This window comes from Micrococcus sp. FDAARGOS_333 (assembly GCF_002206575.2).
GTDB lineage: Bacteria > Actinomycetota > Actinomycetes > Actinomycetales > Micrococcaceae > Micrococcus > Micrococcus lylae.
Genome location: NZ_NJFJ02000001.1, coordinates 547,527 through 572,147 on the forward strand (window position 1 = coordinate 547,527; position 24,621 = coordinate 572,147).

General features: G+C 71.9%; 24 protein-coding genes. 15 read left to right on the forward strand and 9 right to left on the reverse strand.

From position 1 onward, the window contains the following. Positions 1–381, forward strand: a complete 381-nt coding sequence (locus CEQ11_RS02565; RefSeq protein ID WP_067191518.1) for a hypothetical protein — start codon at positions 1–3, stop codon at positions 379–381. Then, on the forward strand, positions 378–1,052 hold the full coding sequence (locus CEQ11_RS02570; protein ID WP_067191520.1) for an RNA methyltransferase: 675 nt from the start codon (positions 378–380) through the stop codon (positions 1,050–1,052). The genes CEQ11_RS02565 and CEQ11_RS02570 overlap by 4 nt, the downstream gene beginning before the upstream one ends. 81 nt (positions 1,053–1,133) lie before the next feature. On the opposite strand, the gene CEQ11_RS02575 is transcribed toward CEQ11_RS02570, so the two are convergent. The 3 genes from CEQ11_RS02575 to CEQ11_RS02585 all read right to left on the reverse strand — a co-directional run bounded on the left by CEQ11_RS02575 (position 1,134) and on the right by CEQ11_RS02585 (position 4,775). Then, entirely contained in the window at positions 1,134–2,288 is a 1,155-nt protein-coding gene (locus CEQ11_RS02575; protein ID WP_088477659.1) for a hypothetical protein, read from the reverse strand. 195 nt (positions 2,289–2,483) lie between these two features. Then, a complete protein-coding gene (locus CEQ11_RS02580; protein ID WP_088477660.1) occupies positions 2,484–3,380 on the reverse strand; it encodes an SMP-30/gluconolactonase/LRE family protein in 897 nt (298 codons plus the stop codon). 51 nt (positions 3,381–3,431) lie between these two features. Next, positions 3,432–4,775 carry a lipase family protein gene (locus tag CEQ11_RS02585; RefSeq protein ID WP_088477661.1) on the reverse strand — a complete coding sequence of 448 codons (1,344 nt, stop codon included), beginning with the start codon at positions 4,773–4,775 and terminating at the stop codon, positions 3,432–3,434. 250 nt (positions 4,776–5,025) lie between these two features. Here CEQ11_RS02585 and fbaA point away from each other — a divergent pair, with 250 nt between their 5' ends. Both fbaA and CEQ11_RS02595 read left to right on the forward strand, forming a co-directional pair. Beyond that, positions 5,026–6,048, forward strand: coding sequence for a class II fructose-bisphosphate aldolase (fbaA, locus tag CEQ11_RS02590; protein WP_088477662.1), 1,023 nt, complete (start codon positions 5,026–5,028; stop codon positions 6,046–6,048). Between the two features lie 43 nt (positions 6,049–6,091). Continuing rightward, positions 6,092–6,442 carry a hypothetical protein gene (locus CEQ11_RS02595; protein WP_087134185.1) on the forward strand — a complete coding sequence of 117 codons (351 nt, stop codon included), beginning with the start codon at positions 6,092–6,094 and terminating at the stop codon, positions 6,440–6,442. Positions 6,443–6,544: 102 nt separating this feature from the next. On the opposite strand, the gene CEQ11_RS02600 is transcribed toward CEQ11_RS02595, so the two are convergent. Further along, positions 6,545–7,630 carry a hypothetical protein gene (locus CEQ11_RS02600; protein WP_088477663.1) on the reverse strand — a complete coding sequence of 362 codons (1,086 nt, stop codon included), beginning with the start codon at positions 7,628–7,630 and terminating at the stop codon, positions 6,545–6,547. 195 nt (positions 7,631–7,825) lie between these two features. Between CEQ11_RS02600 and CEQ11_RS02605 the strand changes: the two genes are divergently transcribed. Further along, the gene (locus CEQ11_RS02605; protein WP_067191641.1) at positions 7,826–8,257 is read left to right on the forward strand and encodes a DUF3151 domain-containing protein; all 432 of its coding nucleotides are present in this window, start codon (positions 7,826–7,828) and stop codon (positions 8,255–8,257) included. Positions 8,258–8,264: 7 nt separating this feature from the next. Next, positions 8,265–8,909 carry a thymidine kinase gene (locus tag CEQ11_RS02610; protein ID WP_067191640.1) on the forward strand — a complete coding sequence of 215 codons (645 nt, stop codon included), beginning with the start codon at positions 8,265–8,267 and terminating at the stop codon, positions 8,907–8,909. Positions 8,910–9,172: 263 nt separating this feature from the next. On the opposite strand, the gene CEQ11_RS02615 is transcribed toward CEQ11_RS02610, so the two are convergent. After that, the gene (locus tag CEQ11_RS02615; RefSeq protein WP_088477664.1) at positions 9,173–11,047 is read right to left on the reverse strand and encodes an alpha/beta-hydrolase family protein; all 1,875 of its coding nucleotides are present in this window, start codon (positions 11,045–11,047) and stop codon (positions 9,173–9,175) included. A 152-nt stretch (positions 11,048–11,199) separates the two neighbouring features. Here CEQ11_RS02615 and CEQ11_RS02620 point away from each other — a divergent pair, with 152 nt between their 5' ends. The 5 genes from CEQ11_RS02620 to CEQ11_RS02640 all read left to right on the forward strand — a co-directional run bounded on the left by CEQ11_RS02620 (position 11,200) and on the right by CEQ11_RS02640 (position 15,387). Next, positions 11,200–11,808 (forward strand): hypothetical protein, encoded by a 609-nt coding sequence (locus CEQ11_RS02620; RefSeq protein WP_088477665.1) that lies wholly within the window; start codon positions 11,200–11,202, stop codon positions 11,806–11,808. Next, entirely contained in the window at positions 11,801–13,009 is a 1,209-nt protein-coding gene (locus CEQ11_RS02625; RefSeq protein ID WP_088477666.1) for a hypothetical protein, read from the forward strand. Before CEQ11_RS02620 ends, CEQ11_RS02625 begins: the two co-directional genes overlap by 8 nt. A 749-nt stretch (positions 13,010–13,758) precedes the next feature. Next, positions 13,759–14,076, forward strand: coding sequence for a helix-turn-helix domain-containing protein (locus tag CEQ11_RS02630; protein ID WP_010080477.1), 318 nt, complete (start codon positions 13,759–13,761; stop codon positions 14,074–14,076). A gap of 17 nt (positions 14,077–14,093) precedes the next feature. Beyond that, entirely contained in the window at positions 14,094–15,023 is a 930-nt protein-coding gene (locus tag CEQ11_RS02635) for an IS3 family transposase (RefSeq protein ID WP_227718698.1), read from the forward strand. A 31-nt stretch (positions 15,024–15,054) separates the two neighbouring features. Beyond that, positions 15,055–15,387 (forward strand): hypothetical protein, encoded by a 333-nt coding sequence (locus CEQ11_RS02640; protein WP_127913445.1) that lies wholly within the window; start codon positions 15,055–15,057, stop codon positions 15,385–15,387. Between the two features lie 98 nt (positions 15,388–15,485). On the opposite strand, the gene CEQ11_RS02645 is transcribed toward CEQ11_RS02640, so the two are convergent. After that, positions 15,486–16,877 (reverse strand): short-chain fatty acid transporter, encoded by a 1,392-nt coding sequence (locus CEQ11_RS02645; protein WP_369804907.1) that lies wholly within the window; start codon positions 16,875–16,877, stop codon positions 15,486–15,488. 195 nt (positions 16,878–17,072) lie between these two features. Between CEQ11_RS02645 and bioB the strand changes: the two genes are divergently transcribed. From bioB to bioD, 4 genes are read left to right on the forward strand one after another with little or no spacing between them, the layout of a single operon-like run. Beyond that, on the forward strand, positions 17,073–18,314 hold the full coding sequence (gene bioB, locus CEQ11_RS02650; protein ID WP_070637110.1) for a biotin synthase BioB: 1,242 nt from the start codon (positions 17,073–17,075) through the stop codon (positions 18,312–18,314). Between the two features lie 7 nt (positions 18,315–18,321). Next, a complete protein-coding gene (gene bioA, locus CEQ11_RS02655; RefSeq protein WP_088477669.1) occupies positions 18,322–19,710 on the forward strand; it encodes an adenosylmethionine--8-amino-7-oxononanoate transaminase in 1,389 nt (462 codons plus the stop codon). Further along, positions 19,707–22,178 carry an aminotransferase class I/II-fold pyridoxal phosphate-dependent enzyme gene (locus CEQ11_RS13030; protein ID WP_227718699.1) on the forward strand — a complete coding sequence of 824 codons (2,472 nt, stop codon included), beginning with the start codon at positions 19,707–19,709 and terminating at the stop codon, positions 22,176–22,178. The genes bioA and CEQ11_RS13030 overlap by 4 nt, the downstream gene beginning before the upstream one ends. After that, a complete protein-coding gene (bioD, locus tag CEQ11_RS02670; protein ID WP_088477670.1) occupies positions 22,160–22,867 on the forward strand; it encodes an ATP-dependent dethiobiotin synthetase BioD in 708 nt (235 codons plus the stop codon). The genes CEQ11_RS13030 and bioD overlap by 19 nt, the downstream gene beginning before the upstream one ends. Positions 22,868–23,040: 173 nt before the next feature. On the opposite strand, the gene CEQ11_RS02680 is transcribed toward bioD, so the two are convergent. The 3 genes from CEQ11_RS02680 to CEQ11_RS02690 are packed head-to-tail and all read right to left on the reverse strand — an operon-like array spanning position 23,041 to position 24,552. Further along, complete coding sequence (locus CEQ11_RS02680) at positions 23,041–23,277, reverse strand: hypothetical protein (RefSeq protein ID WP_070637118.1); 237 nt, start codon at positions 23,275–23,277, stop codon at positions 23,041–23,043. A 19-nt stretch (positions 23,278–23,296) separates the two neighbouring features. Continuing rightward, positions 23,297–23,827, reverse strand: a complete 531-nt coding sequence (locus CEQ11_RS02685; protein WP_088477671.1) for a hypothetical protein — start codon at positions 23,825–23,827, stop codon at positions 23,297–23,299. After that, entirely contained in the window at positions 23,824–24,552 is a 729-nt protein-coding gene (locus CEQ11_RS02690) for a hypothetical protein (protein ID WP_127913446.1), read from the reverse strand. Before CEQ11_RS02690 ends, CEQ11_RS02685 begins: the two co-directional genes overlap by 4 nt. Between the last annotated feature and the right edge of the window lie 69 nt (positions 24,553–24,621).

The following is a 24,621-nucleotide window of genomic DNA, read 5'->3' on the forward strand; positions in this document are numbered from 1 at the left end:
ATGAGCGAGAAGATCACCCAGACCCAGACCGTCGAGGCCGTCCGAGACGGCAAGTCCCTCCTGCCCGCCGAGGCGGTGAACACCGCGCCCGTGGTGGCGCTCGGGCTCTTGGGCGGCTACGTCACCGCCCGTGAGACCGGCATCCGTCCGCTGGGCGGCGTGCTGCTCGGCGCCGCCGGCCTGCTGGCTGGCCGCACCTGGCTGGCCAAGGGCGGACCGGCCGTCACCGGTGGGCTGGCGGCGCTGTATCTGGGCGGTTTCGGAGCCTCCCATCCGCTGGCCAAGAAGATCGGCGCGTGGCCGGCCGTGCTGGCCGTGACCGCCGCGGCCGCCGGCGCCTCGAAGGTGCTGGTGGATGCGAAGGCTCCGCGCGTCGCGTGAGCTCCCGCCCGCTTCACGACGACGGCGCCTCACCTTCGGAGGGTGAGGCGCCGGAGCGTGTGGTCGGGGTGGGCCCCTGGGAGGGCCCGTGGCCGCAGGACCCGCGCTTCGATGCAGACCTGCTGCGCGAGGGGGACCGCCGCAACGTGCTGGACCGGTACCGGTACTGGAGCCTCGAGGCGATCGTCGCGGACCTCGATGCGCGGCGGCACCCGTTCCATGTGGCCATCGAGAACTGGCAGCACGACCTGAACATCGGCACGGTGGTCCGCACCGCCAACGCGTTCAACGCCGCCGGGGTCCACATCATCGGCCGGCGCCGCTGGAACCGCCGTGGCGCCATGGTCACGGACCGGTACCTGCACGTGCACCACCATGACACGGTGGCGGCGTTCGCCGCGTGGGCGGCCGAGGAGGGGCTGCCGGTGCTCGGCGTGGACCTGTTCCCCGAGTCGGTGCCGCTGGAGACCTTCGACTTCCCCCGCGCCTGCGTGCTGGTCTTCGGTCAGGAGGGACCGGGGCTCTCGGAACAGATGCGGGCGGCGTCGAGCGCGGTGCTGTCCATCGCGCAGTACGGCTCCACCCGTTCGATCAACGCGGGCGTGGCCGCCGGCATCGCGATGCACGCGTGGATCCGGCAGCACGCGGACGCGGCGCCGCCGTCGCCCTAGGAGGACGACGACGGCGCCGCGTCGGGGTGCTGGGCCACTGCCCGTACGGGGCCGGGCGGCCCGGCGCCGCGGACCGGCGGCTCAGCGCTCGAAGGTGAGCGGCACCTCGAGCGAGTCGAGGGTCTCGGGGTCCTTGATGCCCGCCTTGACGATCACGTCGACCTTCGCGGTGGCCTCCGTGGCGTCGGCCGGGACCTCGAACCAGACGCGGTCCTTGAACCGGTACTGCAGGTCGGAGGGGTCGTCCAACCAGCGCTGAGTGGTGCCGTCCGGCAGCTCCAGCGTGATCATGGACTCGTCTTCGTCGGTGGAGTTGAGCTTGTTCGTGCTCACGTCCAGGCCCAGGAACACGTTGCCGGACGTCGCCCAGCCCTGCTTGGGGAGGGCGGGCAGGATCTCCGCGCCCTCGATCTGGCCGCTCAGGTGCTCTGTCTTGCCGGTGAAGCCCGTGAAGGACACGTCCCAGTCGTGGCCCTCCTCCACGGCCACGGAGGTCGGACGCTCGTAGATGTGCTCCACGTCGGAGGCGGTGCGGGAGCCGTCCACGAGGGAGATCTCCTGCGCCGCCTCGTCCTGGACGACTTCGAGGGTCACGTCCTCGGGCTCTGCGTCTTCGGGGGCGGAGACGACGACGGTGGCCTGGTCTCCCGCAGCCAGGGGTGGGACTCCGACCTCCACCGGGTCGCCGTTCACACGGAAGGTCGTGGTGGTCTCGGGGGCCTCGCCCTCGAAGGCGTGGCGGGCGTCGGAGGCCTGCACGACGGCGACGTAGAGGGCTTCACCGTCCGCGGCGGTCACCTCGTCCGCGTAGTCGAAGACCATGGGGGCGATCTGCTCGGCGAGCTTGCCGGGCACGGCGTCCACGCGGGCCGTCTGGGTCACGGCGAAGCGGGTGCTGAGCACCTCGACGGTGTTGGCCGGGGACTCCTCGACCTCCTCGAGGCCCAGGTCGTTCGGCACCGAGTTCAGGGTGCCGGCGACGCCGGGCTCGAAGGTGGTCTGGAAGTCGGCGGTCTCCTCGGCCTCCTCGCTCTCGGCGGTCTCCTCGGCCTCCTCGCTCTCGGTGGACTCCGGCGACGGCTCGGCGGCCTCGGACGATGCGGAGGAGGCGCTGGCGGCATCCTCCTCCGGAGCGTCGGACGTGCCGCCGCACGCGGTGAGCGTCAGGATGGAGGCGAGCCCGAAGGCGGTCAGGGCCGTGCGGCGGCCGCGGGCCGAGGTTGAGAACGAGCGCATGAGAACTCCTGGGAAGGTCGGACGAAACCGCGGGCCTGCGAACAGACCCGCAACACAGGACCTTAGCGGGAACTCACGGCGAAGTCTCAGAGGATTCCCGGTGGACGTGAAGTGACGGGAACGGTGCTCGGCCGCGGCCCCTCCCGGCATGACGCGGTGGGGTCGCGTGCGGGAGCGGAGGGAAAGGCGGGCGGTTCAGCCTGCGAAGGGCCGGACCGGCAGGCCTGTCACCCCCGGGCGGACGGCGAACAGGGCCCCGGCCAGCGGGTCCTCCCCGCGTTCCATGTTCTCCCAGGAGGTGGTGATGTAGAGGGTGCCGAGGTCGTCGCCGCCGAAGGTGCACGCCGTGGTCTTCTGCACGGGGACCTCCACCACCTCGTCCAAGGTCCCCTCCGGCGTGTACCGGTGGATCTGGCCGTGGCTGATCACCGCAACCCAGATGCCGCCCTCGGCATCCACGGTGAGTCCGTCCGGCTTGCCCTCGCCGTCGAGCACGTCCACGAGCACGCGCTGGTCCGTCAGGCCCTCCTCGCGGGAGTAGTCGAACACGGCCACCTGCCGGGTGGGGGTGTCGTTGTAGTAGGCCCGCGTGCCGTCCGGGCTCCACTCGAGGCCGTTGGACGTCGTCGAGCCGGTCAGCACGACGTCCACCTCGCCCGCGCCGCCGTCGGGCCCAGGGGCGAGGCGGTAGAGGTTCGCGGCCCCGGGGGTCTTCGCGTAGGCCATGGTGCCGCAGTGGAACCGGCCGTCCGGGTCGCAGCCGCCCTCGTTCATCCGGATCCCCGCGTCCGCGCCCCACAGCTCGGGCAGCGTCGTCAGCTCGCCTTCGGGCGAGATCAGGGCGAAGCCCCGCTCCACCGCGACGACGGCCCCGCCCCCGGTGCGTGGGCGCAGCGCGGCGGCCACGTCGCCGACGTGCGTGCGGTCCACCGTGCCGTCGGCGCGCAGGGCCAGGACGTCCCCGGCGAGCATGTCCACCCAGCGCAGGCCGCCGCCGGCGGTCACACCCTCGGCGGCAGTGCCCCAGGAGTCGGCCCAGACGGGGCCCTCGCCGTGGTAGGCGATGGGATCGGTGAGCTGCTCTGCGCGCATGTCTGCTCCTTCGGTGGGCGGGACGGTCCTGCCCTTGACGCTAGCCGACGCTCAGAACCAGCCGCACGAGTCGGCGGTCCGGCGGTCGTTCAGTGCGGCGTCGAGGAAGCCGGTCGCGCGCGGCAGCGCGGCCACATAGCCGCCCACGTGGGTCGGGGTGAAGACCGGGTCGAAGCGCACCTGCGCACCCTCCGCGCACCAGCGGTGCCCCAGCTCACGGCCGGTCCGGTACGGGATGACGTCATCGGTCAGCGAGTGGGCGATCATCACCGGCATCTCCGGATGACGGCCCTGATGCCCGAGTCGCTGGTCGGCGAGGATGCCGGCGAGCAGTCGGTCGCTGCGCACCAGCTCCGGGAAGGACTGGCCTGAACTGGTGATGGTGGAGGAGTCCAGGTCGGCGAACGCTGAGCCGTCCGAGGTGCAGGCGGTGGAGGCCTCCTCGAGGGTCTGCATGCCCAGGGCGTTGAGGTACAGGCTCGGGTCCACACCGTAGGCCTCGAAATGGCCCGCCATGGCGAAGAGCAGGAACGCGGCCGAGCCGCCCCCGTCGATCGCGTCGGCCACCTGGGTCAGGTCCGCCGGGGGAGCGCCCGCGTAGGCGGCCTTCACGTCCAGCTCCGGTGCGTACTCGCCCGCGAGCTCGGCGGCCGCGGCCGCGGCGCCACCGCCCTGGGAGTAGCCGGCGATCGCCACCGGGGACGTGGCCGTCACGCCCGAGCCCTCGAGCCCGGCAGCCGCCCGGACGGAGTCCAGCACGGTGTGCGCCTGGGACTGCCGGACCATGTAGGTGTGCAGGCCCTCGGTGCCGAGCCCCTCGTAGTCCGTGACCACCACGGTGTATCCCTTGTTCAGCAGCGTGGAGATGCCGACGCCTTCGTACTGCTCTCCCGTGGACAGGGTCTTGGACGGGGCGCACTGGTCTCCCACGCCCTGGGTGCCCACCGCGTAGGCGATCACCGGCCGCTCGCCGGAGCCGGTCCACTGCTTCTCCGGTTCGAGGACGGTGCCGGTCACGGCGATCGGCTCGCCCGTGGCGCTCACGGAGGAGTACATGATGCGCGTGGCCGTGGCGGGGATGCGGATCAGCTTCACCGGGTCCAGGTAGAAGTCCATCGGCTCCTGGCGGATCAGCGCGCCGGGAGTGCCGGGGATCGAGTCCGGAGCGGCGTAGAAGTCCTCGTCCGCGGCCTGGGCCAGAGCGGTGCGGGCGGCATCCCACTGTGCCCGCTCCGCGGTGGTGGGCGCCGTGGACAGCTCCTGCACGGCGGCCTCCTGCTCGGGGCCCATGCCCTGCTGTGCGGCGGCGGGGGCGGCGCCGGCGAAGGTCGCGCCGAGGCCGAGCGAGACGGCCGCGGCGAGGGTGGTCAGACGGGAGGGGCGGGAGGTGGTCATGGGTTCCTCGGGTGGGGGACAGGTGCGGGCCTGCCGGCCTGCGTGTGATGCACCTCACGCTACGGAGCGGCCCGACGGCGGGCAAGAGACCTTCGTCCAGACCTCGCCGCGGTCCCCGGGCGCACCGATAGGATGGTGCCGGCGGCTCCGCACCGGCGCGGGCGCACGCGTCCGCCACCTGAGAGGGTGTCCGCCGGTGACAGCACGGAGCCGGATCCGTCTGCCCGACCGCGACGCACAGGAGCGCAGCATGCCCATCGCAACCCCGGACAAGTACGCCGAGATGATCGACGCCGCCAAGGACGGCGGCTACGCCTATCCGGCGATCAACGTCACCAGCTCCCAGACCCTGAACGCCGCCCTCCGCGGCTTCGCCGAGGCCGGCTCGGACGGCATCATCCAGGTCTCCACCGGCGGTGCCGAGTTCTTTTCCGGCAAGAACATGAAGAACATGGTGGCGGGCTCCCTGGCCATGGCCGCCTTCGCCCGCGAGGTCGCCAAGCAGTACGACGTCACCATCGCCCTGCACACGGACCACTGCCCGAAGGACAAGCTGGACGGCTTCGTCCGCCCGCTGCTGGACGCCTCCGAGGCCGAGGTGAAGGCCGGCCGCGACCCGATCTTCAACTCCCACATGTGGGACGGCTCCGCCGAGACCCTGGACGAGAACCTGAGGATCGCACGGGAGCTGCTGGCCCGCACCGCCGCCAACAAGCAGATCCTCGAGGTGGAGATCGGCGTCGTCGGCGGCGAGGAGGACGGCGTCGCCAACGAGATCAACGACCAGCTCTACACCACCGTCGAGGACGGCCTGGCCACGGTCGAGGCCCTCGGCTCCGGCGAGCACGGCCGCTACATCACCGCGCTCACCTTCGGCAACGTGCACGGCGTCTACAAGCCGGGCAACGTGAAGCTGCGCCCGGAGATCCTGGACGAGATCCAGCAGGCCGTCGGCGCGAAGATCGGCAAGGACCGCCCGTTCGACCTGGTCTTCCACGGCGGCTCCGGCTCCACCGAGCAGGAGATCGCGGACGCCGTGCGCTACGGCGTCATCAAGATGAACGTGGACACGGACACCCAGTACGCCTTCACCCGTCCGGTCGTCACCCACATGTTCCAGAACTACGACGGCGTCCTGAAGATCGACGGCGAGGTCGGCAACAAGAAGATGTACGACCCGCGCACCTGGGGCGAGAAGGCCGAGATCGGCATGGCCCAGCGCGTCGTGGAGGCCTGCCAGGACCTCGGCTCCGCCGGCAAGTCCATCAAGTGACGCGGCCGGAACGCCGGCTGGGCTCTCGAGAGGAGGCGGTCTGATGGAGATGCTCCCCTGGTTCGCTTGGATCCCGATCGTGGCGATCCTCGTCTGGGGCGCCGTGCAGATCGCCCAGCTGATCACCGGCCGCAGCGTCGAGGGCCTCGAGGGCTCCGGCCTGTCCGACCGCATGGACGAGCTCGAGTACCGGCTCTCCGAGCTGGAGTCCTGGTCGGACCAGGTCGGGGACGCGCCCCGTCGACCCGCGGTCGAGCGCGGAGGCGCGAGCGGCGGCGAGTCCCTCGAACATCGCATCGAACGTCTCGAGGCCCGCGCCGACCGCCGGGAGGCGCGGGACCGGGACCGCGACGACTGGGACCGTCAGGCCAAGGACCTCGGCCTCGAGGACTGACGGCGGGCCCGCCCCGCCGCAGCCGGCCTCCAGCACGACGGCGGCCGCTCACCTCGCAAGGTGAGCGGCCGTCGTCGTGCCGGGAGGGGGCCCTCCGGGGTGTCAGTCGTCCTCGACGACGCGCGGGGGCTGGCCCGGGGCGACCGGGCCCGGAGCGCCCTCGGGGCGGTCGATCATCGAGTGGGTCGGCAGATCCTCCGGGTCGGACTCGCCGGCGGGGATCTTGCGGGCCTCCTCGAGGGTCTTCTCGTCCATCTGATAGTCCATGAAGAACGGCGATGCCTTGCCGATGACGTCCTGGTACGTGGAGGGGTCCTTCAGGACGGTGTCCGCCAGGTGGTCGCGGGCCTCGGTGACGATCGTGGTGCTCTCGGCCACCGGGGAGTTCTCGATGGCGGTGAGGCCCTCGTTGGCGTCGCCGTAGCCCTCCATGGCGCCGAAGGTGATGGACACCATCTCGGTGCCGTCGTCACTGCAGGCCCAGCCGGTGCGCTGCGGCATCAGCGGGGCGCCGTCGGCGCCGCCCTTCATGCCCGGGCGCACGAGGGCCATGAGTCCCTTGTTGGTCTCCTCGTCGAACGTGTACTCGTCCGCGATGGCTGCGGGCTCCGGCTTGCACCACTCGAGGCGCTCGTCGTTGAGGTTGTGCTGGTAGCGGACCATGGCCATCGGCATGCCGTTCTCCGCACGGGTGGAGCTGGTGAAGGAGCAGCTCATGAACTCGAGGTTCTCGTCGCGGGAGGCGAAGAGCTGGGCGATGGACATGGCGGACGCGTTCGGGATGTGCGTGGCCACGGCGTCCAGGGTGCCCTGGTCCAGGACGTCGCGGGCGCAGTCCATCACGGACACGGTGTCCTGCTTGGCGGAGGCGATCGAGATCCAGCTGCCGGTGGCGGCGCCGTCGGTCACCCCGGGGCCGTCGGTCTCGAGCGCCTCACGGGGCTGCGGGCGGCGGGTGCCGGCGGCGGCGCTCGATGCGGCGGCCTCGGCCACCTGGGAGGCGGCCGCGGCGGTCGGGTCGAGGCTCTCGGACGGGCTCGGCTCGGAGGCCTCCTCGGTGCCGGAGGAGGGCGCACCGTTCGGGTCCTCCTGGTCTGCGACGCAGCCGGAGAGCACGAGTGCCAGCGCGGCGGCGCCTGCGCCCAGGGGCAGGAGGCGGCGTCGTGCGGCGGTCGAGGCCTTGGCCATGGAGAGCTCCTTCGAAGACAGTGGGCGGTGCCGGGAGGGCACATGCACTGACCCACGGTACCGGAGAAGCCTGGAAGCGGCCCGGGGCCGCCGGGCGAGCGTGGATACACTTTCGGAGAACCCCGCCGCCTGCTGACGTGCATCCCCGTATGTGCGGTGCGGGCGGACCCGCAGACAGCACAGGAGGAGATCGCCATGTCCGAGTCGCTGATCGGCAAGAACCTGATGGAGCCGCCGGCCACCCTGCTCCCGGAGGAGCCCGAGGTCCAGGCTCGCATCGAGGCCGGAGACCTGCCCGAGGACATCGTCCCGGTCGCCCCGGACTCCTCGCTCGTGTGGGCCATGATGGCCGAGGACGCCTGGAAGGAGGGCCGTACGGTCGACTCCTACGCCTACGCGCGGGTCGGCTACCACCGCGGCCTCGACGCCCTTCGCCGCTCCGGCTGGCGCGGCGCCGGCCCGGTGCCCTACTCCCATGAGCCGAACCGTGGCTTCCTCCGCGCCCTCTACGCCCTCGGCCGGGCAGCCGCCGGCATCGGCGAGTCCGAGGAGGTCCAGCGCATCGGCACGTTCCTGAACGACTCGGACCCGTCGGCGAAGGAGCAGATCGAGAAGGCGCAGGGCTGACGCGCACGTGGCCAAGCTCTACTTCCGCTACGGGGCGATGAACTCCGGGAAGTCCACCGGCCTGCTGCAGGCCGCCTTCAACTACGAGGAACGGGGCCAGCGCGTTCTGCTGGCCAAGCCGCAGGTGGACACCAAGGGGGATGACGAGATCGTCTCCCGCCTCGGCGTCTCCCGCCGCGTGGACTTCCGGATCCGCCCGGACGACGACGTGGTGCAGCTGTTCCGCGGCCACGCCTCCGGGGAGGATCCGGACGCCCTGGTGGACCGCCTGGACGGCGTCCCCCCGGTGGCGTGCCTGCTGGTGGACGAGGCCCAGTTCCTCACCCCGGGGCAGGTGGACGACCTGCTGCGGATCGCCGTGGAAGAGGGGGTACCCGTGCTCGCCTACGGCATCCGCACCGACTTCCGCACCCATTCCTTCCCGGGCTCGGCACGGCTGATGGAGCTGGCGCATTCGCTGGAGGAGCTGAAGACCATCTGCCGGTGTGGGAAGAAGGCGCTCTTCAACACCCGCAAGGCCACCGACCCCGCCACGGGGGAGGAGCACTACATCTTCGAGGGGGACCAGGTGGCCATCGACGGCGTCGAGGTGACCTACGACTCCCTCTGCGGCGGCTGCTACCTGCGCGAGTCCGGCGGCCGGCTGGGCTGAGGCGGCGCTCTCTGCGCCGAGCCAGAAGAATCGGCTGCTTCGAGGCTCGGCGAAGGGGCCGATTCTTCTGGCTCGCGTGAGGCGGAGGTGCGTCTGACTCGCGCGAAGCGGAGGTGCGTGTTGTCAGGGAACTCCCAGTGCTGGTTCGGTCTCCGTACACCAGCGCTTCATAGGCTGAAGCCACCTCATCAAGGTGCGAGTGATGACGGGCGAGGGGCCTCGGAGTTGATCCGGGGCCCCTCGTCCTGTCCGGGCAGCGACGTTCAGCGCGGCCGGAAGTCGGTGCGCAGGGCCCGCTGGATCCGGACCACCCGCTCATCCGACCACTCCTGGCCCAGCACCGCGGCCCAGTAGGGCACGACCTCCTCGAAGTACTGGTGCCCGTGGCCGCCGTCGGTGGCGACGGACAGCGGCTGGTCCATGCCGACCTGCCAGAACGTGGCCCACGGCGTCCAGGTCAGGTTCGGGGAGACGTCCCGGCCCACCTGCTCCTCCATCCAGTCCGGCTCCGAGATCAGCAGGTCCGGGTCCCACCAGACGATCGGGTCCGAGGCGTGCTGGGCGTAGACGACCCGCGGATGCTCCCACTCCGCGTAGGGGCCGCCGTAGTAGTCGTGGCCCAGCTCCTCGGGGCGGGTGACGAACCGGACGTGCCGCCCGTTGTCCACCACGGGAGCGACCTCCGGGCTGCCTGGCCGTCGCTGCTCCGTGAACTGCTGCCACAGCGGCGTGAACCGCGGGGTGCCGCTGAACACGGCGCCGTCGACGTCGGCCATGAGCTCCTCCGGGGAGTCGAACGCGCCCTGCATGCCGTAGGAGCCCAGCGACTCGCCGCTGACCACCAGCAGCGGGCGACGGTCCTCGGGCAGCTCGAGCCAGGCGTCGTGGACGGCGTCGAAGAGCGCGCGGCCGGCCTCCGGAGGGGACTGCCGGTCGGAGACGTAGGCCAGGGCCGAGGAGAAGTAGGAGTACTGCAGGGACACCGTGGCGCAGTCCCCGCCGGCCAGGTACTCGACGGCGCCGGCAGACCAGCCCTGCACGAAACCGGTGCCCGTCGTGGTGGTCACGTGCACGACGGACCGGTCGAAGGCGCGGGTGCGCTCCATCTCGGCCAGCACCGCGTCGACCGCGTCCTGGAGGGTGGGGTTGCCCTCCTTGCCGGCGTACAGGCGGATCGGCTCCCGAGCCGGCTGCCCGGTGATCTCTGCGATGCGCTCGCGACGGGCGCCGTCGGCGACGAACACCTGACCGTCCCGGCCGAGGCTCTCCCAGGACTGCGTGGACTGCGGCGACCCGGAGCGCTCGGGCTCGGCCGGCCGGGTGCGTCCGGGGGCGGTCTCGGCGTTGAGCTGCGCGGCGGAGGACAGGGCGGCGTTCATGCCTTGTCGGTACAGCACGCCCTCGGAGAGCCAGGTCACGGTGGTGAGCACGACGACGGTGGCCGCCGCCGTCGCCAGGACCCCGGGCAAAAAACGGCGAGCCAGGTGCCGCACCTTCCACCAGGCCAGCGCCAGCAGACGGACGAGCAGCAGCACCACCCCGGCCAGCGCGAGCCCCGCGGCCACGCCCGCCAGCTGCGATCCGGCCCCGTTGCTGCGCAGACCCACCAGCTCGGCGGTGAGCTCCTGTTCGCGCAGGCTCCACACCCAGATGGCGACGGTGACCGCCGTGAGCAGCACCGTCCAGCCGAGGCGGATAAGCCAGTCCGACAGCGGCGGCAGGGTGATGCGCAGACCGATGCGGCGGGCGATCCACGCGCTCGCCCGGCCCACGAGGTCGCCGACCAGGTAGCCGAGCACGGAGCTCAGCCCCACCGCGACGGCCGTCATCCACCAGGTGCGGGGCAACAGACTGGGACTCAGGGACACCCAGAGCATCACGAGGGCGAGGGTCATGCCCGGCTGGGACAGACGCAGCAGGAAGCGCTGCCGTCGGTCCAGGACCTTCAGGGGGCTCACCGGGTACACCACGTCCGGGGCGTCCGGCGCGGGCGGGCGCCACCACGGGCGAGAGCCGCCGATGATGCGGTGACTGCCGACGGCGGCGTGACGACCGTGCCGGGCCGCCGTCGAACCCGCGCCCGACGGGGGCAGCTCGGCCGGAGCGTCGGAGGGCGGATCGGTCGGGGCGGCGGCCACGGCGCCAGGCTAACGACGTCGTCCCGCTGCGGCCAGTGCTGGGCGGCTCCGTCCCGGGACGGGCGCTGCGGAGGCCGTCGGAGATGGGGCAGAGTGGCTGTGGAACACGGTGCGTGGCACGTGATCAGCGCGCCTGGATGGAAGGAGGATGGATGAGTGAGCAGGGCATGGAGCGGGTTTCGCTCGCAGATGTGCAGTTCCCTTTGCGGGTGCGGGTGCGTACTGGTGTGTGGGCGCCGGCGTTCGTGATGGCGGTGGTGCTGTGGGTGCTGTTCGTGCCGATCATCCTGGGGGTGCCGTCGTCGTTGTTCGAGGCGGACTCGGCGATGTTGCCGTTGCTGCGGGTGTTGGCGGGGATCGGGTTCCTGCCGTTGTCCTTGTATGTGGCCTACACGTGGATGGCGTGGCGTCGTCCGCGGCATCTGACGGTGGATGAGGAGGCGGTGTGGACGGATTCGTGGCGGGTGCGTTGGGAAGACGTCAGGTCTGTGTGGTTGAACCCGACGCATGGCCAGGCTCCGGACAAGAAGACGCAGGTGGCGTTCTTGATGGAGAAGCGGGTGTGGACCGATGAACTGCGGCGGGGGAACCGGTGGGACTCGGGGTATCCGTTCGGTCTCGGGGGGATGCTGTGCAGGGACGGGACGGTGAAGACGCAGTTCGCCACGGATCCGCCGATCCAGTCGTTGTTCGGGCTGTTCGAACAGTTGCGCATGCAGGCCCGTGGCGAGAAGCCGGACGACGCGACCGCCCATGGGTGACGTGACAGGGTTCGAAGGCGTCTCGACTGCTGAGGACGGTGTTGTCTTCGGGCCCTTCGCGTTGCGGGTGCCGCAGGCGTGGGTGCCTGCAGACGGTCACGTCGGAGCTCCGGGGGTTCGGGTGTTCGATGTGCGCGCGGAGACTGCACACACGGGAGCGGAGGAGATCCACCCGAATGTTGCGGTGCGGTATTTCGTGGAGCCCGAGGAAGGCGGCGTGGCATCGGCCGCGTTGCGAGAGCTGCACCTCGGCGGAGAGTCCGCCCTGGACGGTTTCCTTCCGCTGTCCTATGAGGCGTTCTTCACTGGGGTCGGACTGCCTGCCCGGCGTCATCACGTGGTGGCGTGGCAGCGCGGGCTGCTCTGGCACAGTCTGCGTTGGTATGTGGGGTCGGGAGACCACGTCCTGGAACTGACCCTGACCGTGGGGGAGGGTGACGATGTGACGGCCTTGGGATCCCAATGCGACGACCTCGCCCGTCGTGTCCGCCCGGTCCATGGCTCTGACCGTCCGGACGCATTGACGTGGCCGCGTTTGCCGCACGCGATGCAGGACCTCACGCTGGAGACGGTGGTGATCGAGCAGGATCTGGTGCCGGCCCAGGTGGAGCGTCTCAGCACACCTGAAGACCTAGTGCCGTCGAAGCTGTGGTCCGATGAGATCTCGTCGACTCAGGCCGCTTTGATCGAGCAGCGTGCGCCGCTCCTCAGTGGACGGGGTGTGCGGGACGGGCATGAGTGTCATGTCGAGATCTGTCTGGCGGGCTGGGATGAGGCCGTGGTGGTCACTGTGGAGAACGACGGTGCCGGTGCGTCGCCGGTGCGCCGAGTCGCGACCGTTCCGGTGGCCGTTGCAGTTCCCTTGGCACTGGAGAGCACAGGCGTGCGAGTGGAGTGGTTGAGGGACGCGGTGTTCGAGGCAGAGTGCGTCGTCGGCGCCGATGAGGGCGGATGGTCGGCGGTGGCGGGCACGTCTGCGGCGCAGGATCTGCTGCGGCGTCCGCGGGACTGGTGGGTATGGAGAGACCGCGAGGACCATGTGGCCGCGGAGTGGATGCGGCCTTACGGGGGTCCGCCGTTCGCAGTGATCCGAGGTGAACGGAGCTCGAGGGCCGTTCCGGTCGTGCCAGGGATCTTCTACGCCGCGTTGCAGGAGTCGATCGCTGCGACGATTGCCTCCGAGGACGGTGATACACGCTGATGGACAGTGCTCGATGATCCTGCTGCCATGCTGGCCATGGAGCTTGCGGACCGGACTGGGGATGGTCACGTGCCCACCGTCGATGAGGCCCCTGCCGTCCTGGAGGCCACGGACGCGGCGACCTTCTCCATCGTCGCCGCCTTCCGCCTGCGGGAGTGTCCTTTCGACCGGACCGTCACGCGCTACTGCCTGGTCCCCCGAAGACTGGCCTGTGCCCGGAGAACTGCATGTGCGGCTCCCCGCGGCTCGGCATGCAGGCGAGGACCCTCCAGTACACCTGGCTCGAGCCCGAGGAGCCCGTCCACCAGGTGTCGATGGGCATCGGGGGCGGGACCGTCGTCGTCCAGTGCCGGCCGGGTCCACGCCCAGCTCGGCGCCGGCGGCGCACGGAAGTACCGGAGACACCGACCTGCTCGGCCACGGACTTCGAGGTGCCCCCGGCGAGCATCAGATCAAGCACTTGCAGACGCAGCCGCTTCGAAGCAGCACGAGAGATTGCGGCCATGGTGAGTACGACAGACCTTCCTGGTGGGCCCCGGAAGATCTCTTGCACTCACCGATGGAATCCGCCACGGTGCGTGGCACGTGATCAGCGCGCCTGGATGGAAGGACGATGGATGAGTGAGCAGGGCATGGAGCGGGTTTCGCTCGCAGATGTGCAGTTCCCTTTGCGGGTGCGGGTGCGTACTGGTGTCGCGCGTCAGACTTAGTGGCAGGGCCGTTATGTAGGTCCTGAAGGAGAGTCAGACATGGGTAGACCACCCTCGATTCCGGCGGAGAAGAAGACCCGGATAGTGCTGAGCGTGCTGGCCGGCGAGATGTCCATCGCCGAAGCGGCACGCAAGGAGAAAGTCAGTGAGCAGTCCATCGGACGGTGGAAGGCCGAGTTCCTGGAAGCCGGCAAGACCGCCCTGGTGGCCGGCAGGTCCGGACCATCCTCCCGAGAGGAACAGCTGGAGGCCGAGGTCGCCGAGCTGACCCAGGCCTTGGGCGAGGCACACCTGGAAGCCAGGGTGTGGAAGAAGTCCGCGGAGGGCCGGCTGGGCCCTTCGAGGACCTCGAGGTGATCCGCGTGGAAGCGGGCATGTCGACCGCGAGGTTCTGCCAGCTCTTCGACATGCCCGAGCGGACCTGGCGCCGCTGGCAGGCCAAGGCCCGCACCGGGACGGCGGTGAAGGGACCGTGGCCGCAACCGGGACGGCAGGCCGCCAGGGAACTGGTGGTCAAGCACGCGCTGGCCCATCCGGCGTGGGGGCATCGGAAGATCTGGGCAATGGTCCGCCACGACGGGCATGTGGTTTCCGAGGCGACCGTGCTGCGAATCCTGCGCGACGAGGGGCTGATTCTGCCCGCGCAGTACCAACGGGAGCGACGGAAGCTGGCCGAGCGGCGCAAGGCCGCGTTCGCCACCGAGCCCTCAGGCCCGAACCAAGTCTGGCAGCTGGACTTCAGCGAGTTCGAGACCACCACCGGAGGGACCTGGCGGCTGGCCGGGTGCCGGGACTACTGGTCCAAGTACGAGTACCCCTTCCACGTTTCGCCCACCGGGAACCAGCACGACGCGATCGACGCGATCGAGTTGGCCCTGGCCGACTACGAGGCCATGTTCGGTCACCCGCTGGTCGAGGCCTGCCCGGTCGATCCCGAGACCGGTGAGCTGTTGCCCGTGGTGACCATCGTGACGGACAACGGCGGGCCGTTCCGGTCCTTCCGCTTCGAGTCCTTCATCGCCGCCCACCCCGAGCTACACCACGTGCGCACCCGAGTGAAGACCCCGGGGCAGAACGGGTCCCGTGAACGCGGCTTCGGCACGCTGAAGTACGAACGGCTCTACCTGGACGAGATTGACGACGCGATCGTGCTCGCCGAGCGGGCCGAGGACTACCGGATCGAGTACAACGAGCTCCGGCCCCACGAGGCCATCTCATGGAACCGGCCCAAGGAGGTGCACCTGGGCCTGGCCGACCCCACCACCCCGACATTCAAAACCAAGGAAATCCTGCCAACTACTTGACGCGGGACAGCGTCGTCCGCGGCATCTGACGGTGGATGAGGAGGCGGTGTGGACGGATTCGTGGCGGGTGCGTTGGCAAGACGTGGAGTCAGTGTGGTTGAACCCGACGCATGGCCAGGCTCCGGACAAGAAGACGCAGGTCGGTTTCATGGTTGAGGACCACGCCTGGACGGATGAACTGCGGCGGGGGAATCGGTGGGACTCGGGGTATCCGTTCGGTCTCGGGGGTCTGTTGCCGAGGGACAACTTGGTCTTGACGCAGTTCGCCACGGATCCGCCGATCCAGTCGTTGTTCGGGCTGTTCGAACAGTTGCGCATGCAGGCCCGTGGTGAGAAGCCGGACGACGCGACCGCCCATGGGTGACGTGACAGGGTTCGAAGGCGTCTCGCCCACTTCCCATGCCGCGGCCTCTGCGGCCGCCGACGCCCGTCACATCTGCACCGATGAGCTCGCCGGCCGGGTCAGAGCGAGACGAGCAGCAGCGTCGCCGCGAACACCAGGCCGGAGGCGATGAGCACGATCGTGGTGTAGCCGAGGATGTCGCGCATCTTCAGCCCGGCGATCGCCAGCAGCGGGATGGCCCAGAACGGCTGGATCATGTTGGTCCACTGATCGCCGTAGGAGACGGCCATGATGGTGACGGCCGGGTCCACGCCCAGCTCGGCGCCGGCGGAGAGCATGATCGGGCCCTGCACGGCGAACTGGCCTCCACCGGAGGGGACGAAGAAGTTCACCAGGCCGGCAGCGAGGAACGCGAACAGGCCGAAGGTCACTGGATTGGAGACGGAGACCAGGGCGTCGGACAGCACGGTGATCAGCCCGGTGGCGGTCATCATGCCGAGGATGCCGGCGTACAGGGGGAACTGCAGCAGGATCTCGCCCACGTTCGAGGCGGCCTTCGCCGTCAGTGCGATCAGCTCGTGGGCCGAGCGGGTCAGCAGCAGGATCAGGGCGAGGAAGGACCAGTTCACGATGTCCAGGGTCAGGGTCCCGCCGAGCACGAAGTGGCGGACCAGGTACACGGTCAGGGCCAGGCCCACCAGCAGGGTGGGGACGCGGGAGGCGTCCAGGCGGTCGGCCGGCGTCTCCAGAGGGGCCGCCTCCACCTCCTGTTTCTCAGCCTTCTGCGCGGGAAGCTCGATGATCCTCGTCTCGCCGCGCGGGGCGATGAGGTAGAGGGTCAGGCCGACCACCAGGACCGTCGCGGCCGCGGCGAGCATGTTCCAGGTGGAGAACACGGTCTCGGTGATGGGGACGGTCTGCCCGCCGAGAGACTCGGTGAGGAAGGAGCCCTCGGTGGCCGCGGTGAGCGGGCCGGAGGCCGAGTAGCCCATGTGCCAGACCACGAACCCGGCGAAGCCGGAGGCCACGAGCATCGGGAAGTGCAGCTGCACGCCGCGGTCGCGGCCGCGGGCGGCGACCTCGCGGGCCATCAGCGCGCCGACCACCAGGCCGAGGCCCCAGGTGATCAGCGCGGCCGCGGCGGCCACCACGAACACGAACAGGTAGGACTGCAGCGGGGTGCGTGGGATGCCTGCGAGCCAGGACAGCAGGCGGCGGACCGGCCCGGTGTTGGCCAGGATGTGGCCGAGCAGCAGCACGAGGGCCATCTGCGTCATGAACTCGAGCAGTCCGGCCAGGCCCCCGCCCCAGCCGTCCAGGACCTCGAGGGGCCCGGCCGGGGTGAGTGTCAGGCAGAGGATCGCGACCAGGAAGGTGAGCACGATCGTGAACATCAGGGAGGAGGGGATGAACCGCTCCACCACGGTGTTGACCGGGCGCATGGCTCGGGAGAAGACGTTCCCCTCGGCGGGGGTCTGCGCGTCGGAGCGCGCGGGGGCGGACGTGGGCATAGAGGGCTCCCTCCGGTGCGGGCGGGCAGGGGCTTCCATCGAACCCCCTCGAGTGACTCAGGTCACTCTAATGGAGGGATCCCCGCTGCGACGGCCGCCCCCGAGGGCGGCGAGGCGGGTTGATGAACAGTGTTCAATGATCCTGCTACAGTGCTGGGCATCACATCGCCGTGACCGACGACCCCGAGGTGCCCCATGACTCCTGCCGTTCCGCAGACCCTCGCAGCCCAGCAGACCGCCGCCGGCCTCCTCGACCCGGAGACCCTCGTGGACCGCATCGAGGCGGGCCACGTGCTCACCGCTGAAGAGGCCGTCGCCGTGCTGGACGCCCCGGACGCGGAGACGTTCCGCATCGTCGCGGCAGCCTCGCGCCTGCGCGAGAAGCACTTCGGCCGCACGGTCAAGGTCAACTATTTGGTCAGCCTCAAGACCGGTCTCTGCCCGGAGAACTGCACCTACTGCTCCCAGCGGCTCGGCACCGAGGCCGAGATCCTGCGCTACACGTGGCTCAAGCCGGAGGAGGCCGTCCGCCAGGCGGGCCTGGGCATCGCCGGCGGCGCCTCGCGCGTGTGCATGGTGGCCTCCGGCACCGGTCCCACGGACCGCGACGTCGACCGCGTGGCCGGCATGGTCGGCGACCTCAAGGCCCAGCACCCGGACGTCGAGGTGTGCGCGTGCCTCGGCTTCCTCAAGGACGGCCAGGCCGAGAAGCTCAGGGACGCCGGCGTCGACGCCTACAACCACAACCTCAACACGGCCGAGTCCCACTACGAGTCCATCTGCACCTCGCACACCTACGAGCAGCGCGTGGACACCGTGCAGCGTGCCGGCGCCGCCGGCCTGTCCTCCTGCAGCGGCCTGATCGCGGGCATGGGGGAGACGCACGAGCAGCTCGTCGAGGCCGTCCTCGCGCTCCGCGACCTGGACTCCGACTCCATCCCCGTCAACTTCCTCATGCCCTTCGACGGCACCCCGTTGCAGGGCCACCAGCAGCTCACGCCCCTCGAGTGCCTCCGGATCCTCGCCATGGTCCGCATGGCGTGCCCGGACAAGGAGCTGCGCATCGCCGGCGGCCGCGAGATGCACCTGCGCTCCCTGCAGCCGGTCGGCCTGCAGGTGGCCAACTCGATCTTCCTCGGCGACTACCTCACCTCTGAGGGCCAGGACGCCGAGGCAGATCTGCAGATGATCGCCGACGCCGGCTTCACGGTGCTCGGCGCCGAGGAGCGTGCACAGCAGGCCGCGACCGACGACGGCGGCCCGGCCGGCGGCTGCTGCGGCGGCACGGACGACGCCGGCCCGTGCGGCTCCGGTGCGGCCGTCGCCTCGGCGGCCAGGGCCGCGGAGGACGCTCGACCCGACACGGGCTCCGAGGGCGCCGTGAAGCCCGAGCTGCGCCGTCGGGGCGCGGGCACGGCCGAGCCCGCCAACGCCTGAACGCACCGTGACCGCTCCCGCTGAAGCCGGCCTCCTCGACCGCGACGCCGCCCACCTCTGGCACCCCTACGGGGCCGCCGGCGCCCACCAGCTCTACGCCGTGCACGGCGCCCGGGGCGTCCGCCTCGACCTCGAGGGGCCGGGCGGGGAGCGTCACCGCGCCATCGACGCGATGGCGTCCTGGTGGTCCGTGGTGCACGGGCACGGGCACCCTGTGCTCGTCGAGGCACTGACCCGGCAGGCCGCGGCCTTCCCGCACGTCATGTTCGGCGGGCTCACGCACGCGCCCGCCGTCGACCTGGCGGAACGGCTCGTCGCGCACACCCCCGCCGCGCTCGAGCACGTGTTCCTCGCCGACTCCGGCTCGGTCTCGGTGGAGGTCGCGCTCAAGCTCGCCCTCCAGTACCAGGCGACGCGCGGCCGTCCCAGCCGCCGCCGATTCCTCACGGTCCGCGGCGGCTACCACGGGGACACCGCCGCGCCCATGGGCGTGTGCGATCCCGTGGACGGCATGCACGCGGCCTTCACCTCGCTCGTGGCTCGGCATCTGTTCCTGCCCCGTCCGCCGGCGGCACGCTGGATGCCCGAGGGCGTCGCCGCGGCACCCACGGCGCCCGACGCCGTTCCGGCCGGCCACTGGGAGGCCGACGACGCCGCCTTCGCCGCGTGGGAGGACGAGGCCCGCGCCTTCACCGCCGCGCACGCGGACGAGATCGCCGGCGTGATCCTCGAACCCGTGCTCCAGGGGGCGGGGGGCATGCGCGTCTACGACCCGCGCTGCCTCGCCGTGCTGCGCGAGCTGTGCGACGAGCACGGGCTCCTGCTCATCGCCGATGAGATCGCCACCGGCTTCGGCCGCACCGGCCGCTGGCTCGCGTGCGAATGGGCCGGCGTCGTTCCGGACGTGCTGTGCCTCGGCAAGGCGCTCACCGGCGGCACCATGACGGGCGCGGCCATGCTGTGCACCGCCGAAGTGGCCGAGACGGTCTCCCGACGGGAACGGGGCATGCCCGGGGCGCTCCTCCATGGGCCCACGTTCATGGGCAACCCGCTGATGTGCGCGGTCGCCTCCGCATCCCTCGACCTGCTCACCGACCCGCGTGACGGCTGGGCCGCCCAGGTGCCCCGCGTCGAGGCCGGACTGCGCGCCGGGCTGTCGCCGGCCGCCGATCTTTCCGCCGTCACCGACGTGCGGGTCCTGGGCGCGGTCGGCGTCGTGGAGCTGGACCGGACCGTGGACGTCGAGCCCGTCACTCGGGCCGCCGTCGCCCGCGGTGCGTGGGTACGCCCCTTCCGGCGGCTGGTGTACGTGATGCCGCCCTACGTGAGCACCGACGACGACGTCGCCACGATCTGCGCGGCCGTCACCGGGGCCATCGGGGAGGTCTGCGCATGAGCACCGCCGAGGCCGTCGCGGCCACGAGCACGCCCGCCGACCCGTGGTCCTCGTGGCTGCGCTCCCGGGCCGACGTCCGCGCGCGCCGCGGCCTGGAGCGCCGCGCCGACCCGCCGGAGCCGGGCACGCCGTCGTCGGACGTCGTGGACCTGGCCGCCAACGATTACCTGGGCCTGGCCGCCCACCCGGACGTGCGGGCCGCCGCCGCGCGCGTCTCCACCGAGGGGCCGGTCGGGGCGCGGGCCTCCCGCGTGGTGACGGGGACACATCCGGCGCACGCCGACCTCGAGTCCGCCGCCGCCGCGCTGGCCGGCGCGGATGCCGCCCTCGCCTTCTCCTCCGGCTACACCGCGAACCTCGGCGTCCTCGGTGCCCTGGCCGGGCCGGGCACCGCCTTCCTCCTGGACGAGCACGCCCACGCGAGCCTGCGCGACGGCGCCGCCCTCGCCGCCACCGCCCGCTCAGGGGCCTTCACCTCCTTGCCGGGCGCGTCGGTCACCACGGTGGAGCACAACAGCGTGCCCGCCTTCCGGGCCGCCCTCGACCGGCTGCGCGCCGAAGGGCGGGCGCGACGGATCGTGCTGGTGGTCGAGTCCCTGTACTCCGTGCTCGGGGACGAGGCCGACCTGCCCGCGTTGGCCGCCCTGGCCGCCGAACACGGCGCCCTGCTCGTGGTGGACGAGGCCCACTCGCTCGGCGTGGTGCCCGGCGGCAGCCGCGCGGGCGCCCTGGGACTGTGGGCGGGGCAGGCGCCCGTCGTGGTCACTGCCACCTGCTCGAAGGCCCTCGGCGGCCAGGGCGGTCTGGCCCTGTTCGGCGGACCCGACGCGCCGTCCTGGCGCGACCACGTGCTGAACACCGCCCGGACCTTCGTCTTCGACACGGCCCTGGCCCCCGTGCTCGCCGCCTCCGCGGCGGCCGCCTGCCGGATCGCCGCCACGGGAGAGCCCGCGGCGCGGCTCGCGCGGGTCCGGGAGACGGCTGTGGACGTCCTCACCCGCCGGCCCGATCTGGCCGGGCACGTGGAGGTCGGGGCGGGGGCCGTCCACTCGATCCGCATGCCCGGACCGGCGCAGGCCGTCGCCGCGGCCGCGGAACTGCGCGCGCACGGTGTCCTTGTGGGATGCTTCCGCCCGCCCAGCGTGCCCGACGGCGTCGCCCGCCTCCGCGTGAGCGTGACCGCCGCCGTCCCCGAGCCCCGGCTGCGGGCGGCGCTGGAGGCGGTGGCGAGCGTGGCCGCCCGGGCGTGGGGTGCGTCCACGGGCTGTCCGTTCTCCCACGGTGACCCGCGGCCGGAGGCCGTGCGCGGCGACCACCTGCGGATCTCCGATCCCGCCGACCTGCGGCGCGTGCTCACCGACCCCGGGACGTTCGCCTCGGACAACGCCCTCACGGCGGTCGTCCCGCTGAGCGGCCCGGCCCGCCGCATCCTCGCCGCTGCCCGCTTCCGGCTGCCGCCCGTGCTCGCCTCCGCCGGCGGGGAGGAGCACCGGGCGGTGCGTCGCGTCGTGGCACCGTTCTTCTCCCCGGCGAAGGTGCGCGAAGCCCGCGGCCGGATCCTCGCGACCACCCGGACGGCCCTCACGGCCGCCCTCGCAGACACCGGCCGCGCAGGCGGGGCCGTGGACCTGGCGACCACCGTGGCGGCAGCGGTCCCGGCGCGCGTGATGTCCGCCCTGACCGGCGTGCCCAACCCGCCCGAGGCGCAGCTGCACCGCTGGAGCGCCGACTCCCTCGAACTGTTCTGGGGCTGGCCGGACGAGGACCGCCAGCTGCGGCTCGCCCGCTCCGCCGCCGACTTCCACCGGTGGCTGCGCGGGGCCGTCGTCGAGGCGCGCGGGGACGACGCACAGCCCGGCAACCTGTTCGCGGCGCTGCACGAGGCCGGCGTCGACGACGAGCGGATCGTCTCCCTCGGCTACTTCCTGGTGATCGCAGGGCAGGAGACCACCCGGCTGCTCATCTCCACCGCGCTCACCCGCGCCCTGGCCGACCCCGCCCGCTGGGCCGCGCTCGGCGCCGGGGCGGACGGGGGCGCCGGAGCCGATGCAGCGGAGGCGGCCGCGGCCGAGCTCGTGGCCGAGTGCCTCCGGGCGAGCTCCTCGGTGCCCACCTGGCGGCGCCTCGCCACGGCGGACGTCCGCGTCGGCGAGCACGAGATCCGCGCCGGGGACGAGCTCCTGCTGCACCTCAGCGGCGAACAGCACGATGACGCCCGGCTCGCCTTCGGCTTCGGCCTTCATCGCTGCCTCGGGGCCGGGCTCGCGGAGCTCGAGACCGCCCTCGTGGTCCGCGAGGTCGCCCGCCTGCTGCCGGGCGCCCGGCTCACCGGGCCTCCGGCGACGTGGCTGCGCCTGCTCTCCTTCCAGGCACCGCAGCACGTGCTCGTGACGCCCGGACCGTGGCACGGCGGCGAGGTCACCCGAATCGAGCAGAGTGGAGTGGACGCATGCGCATCGAGGTCGTGACCGGCACGGACACGGACGTCGGCAAGACGTGGGGCACCGCCGCGCTCGCGGCCCGTGCCCTGGCGGCTGGGCTCCGCGTGCACGTGGACAAGCCGGTGCAGACGGGCGTCGCTTCGGGAGAGGCGGGTGACGCCGAGGCCGTCCGAGACCTGGTGGCCGCGGCCGCCGCATCCGGCGCGCTCGACGCCGCCGCTCCGGCCCGCCTGACCGTGTCCGAGGGGGCGCGGGTCGGCCCCGCGATGGCCCCCGTGGACGCCGTCGCCCACGCGGGGGAGGGGACGCCCCCTCTGCCGTCTCTGGGTGAGCAGCTGGGCCGTTGGCGGCGCCTCGCCGCGGGCGTCGACCACCTGCTCATCGAGGGCGCCGGTGGGATCACCGTGGCGTGGACCGAGGCCGACGAGGGGCCTGTGGACGCCGTGCGCGCGCTGCGGGCGGCCGGGCTCGAGGCGGGGTTGACGGTCGTGGCGCGCCCCGGGCTGGGCACGCAGAATCACGCGCGCCTCACGGTGGAGCACGCCGCCGTCCGTGGCGTGGCGCCGGAGCGGATCCTCGTCAGCGGCGTGGCCGCGGACCCAGACCCCGTCGAGCGGGTCAACCTCGTGTTCCTGGCCCGCCTGGCCGGCGCCCACGGGGCGGTGCTGGAGACGGTGCCGCGGGGCACCCCGCCGCGCGTCGTGCCGGAACGCTGACGGCCATCAGGGCGAGGCCGCACACGAGGCCGACGTCCATCGCGGTGCTCTTGCCGAGCAGGTCCATGAGCACCGGGGTCGTGGCGCCGGAGTCCGGGTGGTCGCCACCGTCGGGGAAGATGATCGCGGCCCGCGCCCACGGCAGCATGGCCCAGGGGCGCCACGTGCCCACGCTAGGGCCCTTCCGGGTGCGGCGGGATGGCGAAGCCGGCGGCCACGAGGAACACGAACAGGTAGGACTGGATCGGCATGCGCGGGATGCCTGCGAGCCAGGACAGCAGGCAGAGGATCGCGACCAGGAAGGTCAGGACGATCGTGAACATCAGGGAGGAGGGGATGAACCTCTCCACCACGGTGTTGACCGGGCGCATGGCTCGGGAGAAGACGTTCCCCTCGGCGGGGGCTTCCATCGAACCCCCCTCGAGTGACTCAGGTCACTCGCATGGAGGGATCCCCGCTGCGGCGGAGGCAGGTGGCGATCGCCGCGATGCCGCAGGCGGCGCTGCCGAGCAGCAGCGGCGGGCTGAGCCAGAGGGCGAGCACCTCGTCCGAGGTGCCCAGTGCGTCGGCCAGGAGGCTGGTGGCGAAGAAAAAACCGTCCCCGCCGGGGGCGTCCGTGTAGTCCGGGTGGACGAGGATCGCGAGCACGCCGAGCACCCAGCATGCCGTCAGCAGAAGCCGCAGCCGCCTGCCGAGGACGACGCCCGGCGTGGGCTCGTGCTCCGGGTTCGCCCGCGGGAGCCTCCAGAGCGCGGCCGCCACGGCCGCGCCGCAGAGGGCATGCGGCAGGCCGAGGACCGCCAGGTAGAGCCCGCTGATCCAGCCGAAGCCCACGAAGACCGCGCGCAGCAGCACCACCGCCAGCGGCAGCAGGACGAAGGCGACGGTGATCGGCAGCAGCAGGTTCGTGCGGTCGTGGCCCACGGAGGGCTGGCCGTGAGCGCCGCCGGCGGTGCTCACCGGCGCTCTTCCGGTCGGTCGTGGGGGAAGGCCGCGGTGGCGCGGGCCGGCACCGCGGCGGGCATCGGGGCGGCGTCGGCTGCGGGTGCCCGCAGACGCCGTACCAGGCAGAGGAGGACCGCCGCGGCGCCGCACAGCAGGGAGACGGCGGCCAGGGTCAGGCCGACGGCCATCGTGATCTCGGCGGCGAGGTCGTATCCCCAGAGCTGCTCGGCGACGGGCAGGGCGACTGCGGACTCCGGGGCGTCGCCGGCGTCCGGGAGGATCGCCGGTCCGGCGACGCCGGCGGCCCAGCAGACGCAGAGAAGGACGGTCAGTGGGGCACCGAGCCGGATGCCGGAGCGACGCTCGTGCACCGTGTTCACGCGGGGGAGCATCAGTAGGGACAGCCCGACGGCCAGCCCGCCGAACGCCTGCAGGGCCACGCCGAGCATGATGTAGAGGAGCATCATCCACCCGGCCAGACCGTTCATCGCGCGCAGCGTCACCACGATCACCGGGATCGCCAGGAAGGCCAGGGTCACGGCCCAGACGACCGGCACCCGCCACAGGCCGACGGACGGACCCCGCAGAGGCGGAGCGGGGTAGGCCCGTTCCCGCGCGTACGGATCGTGGGCGGCGGGATCGTCGGAGCGGGGGTCGTGGACGGCGGCCCCCGGGGCACGCCGGCCCTGGAAGTGCGGGTCATCGGGGTCCGGGTGCGCCCCCGTCTGCGGCAGGCTCATGGTGTCCAGCATAGAGAGCGGGCCGGGTCCGTCATACCCCGAAGTGTGTCATGCGTCACGCTGGTAGAC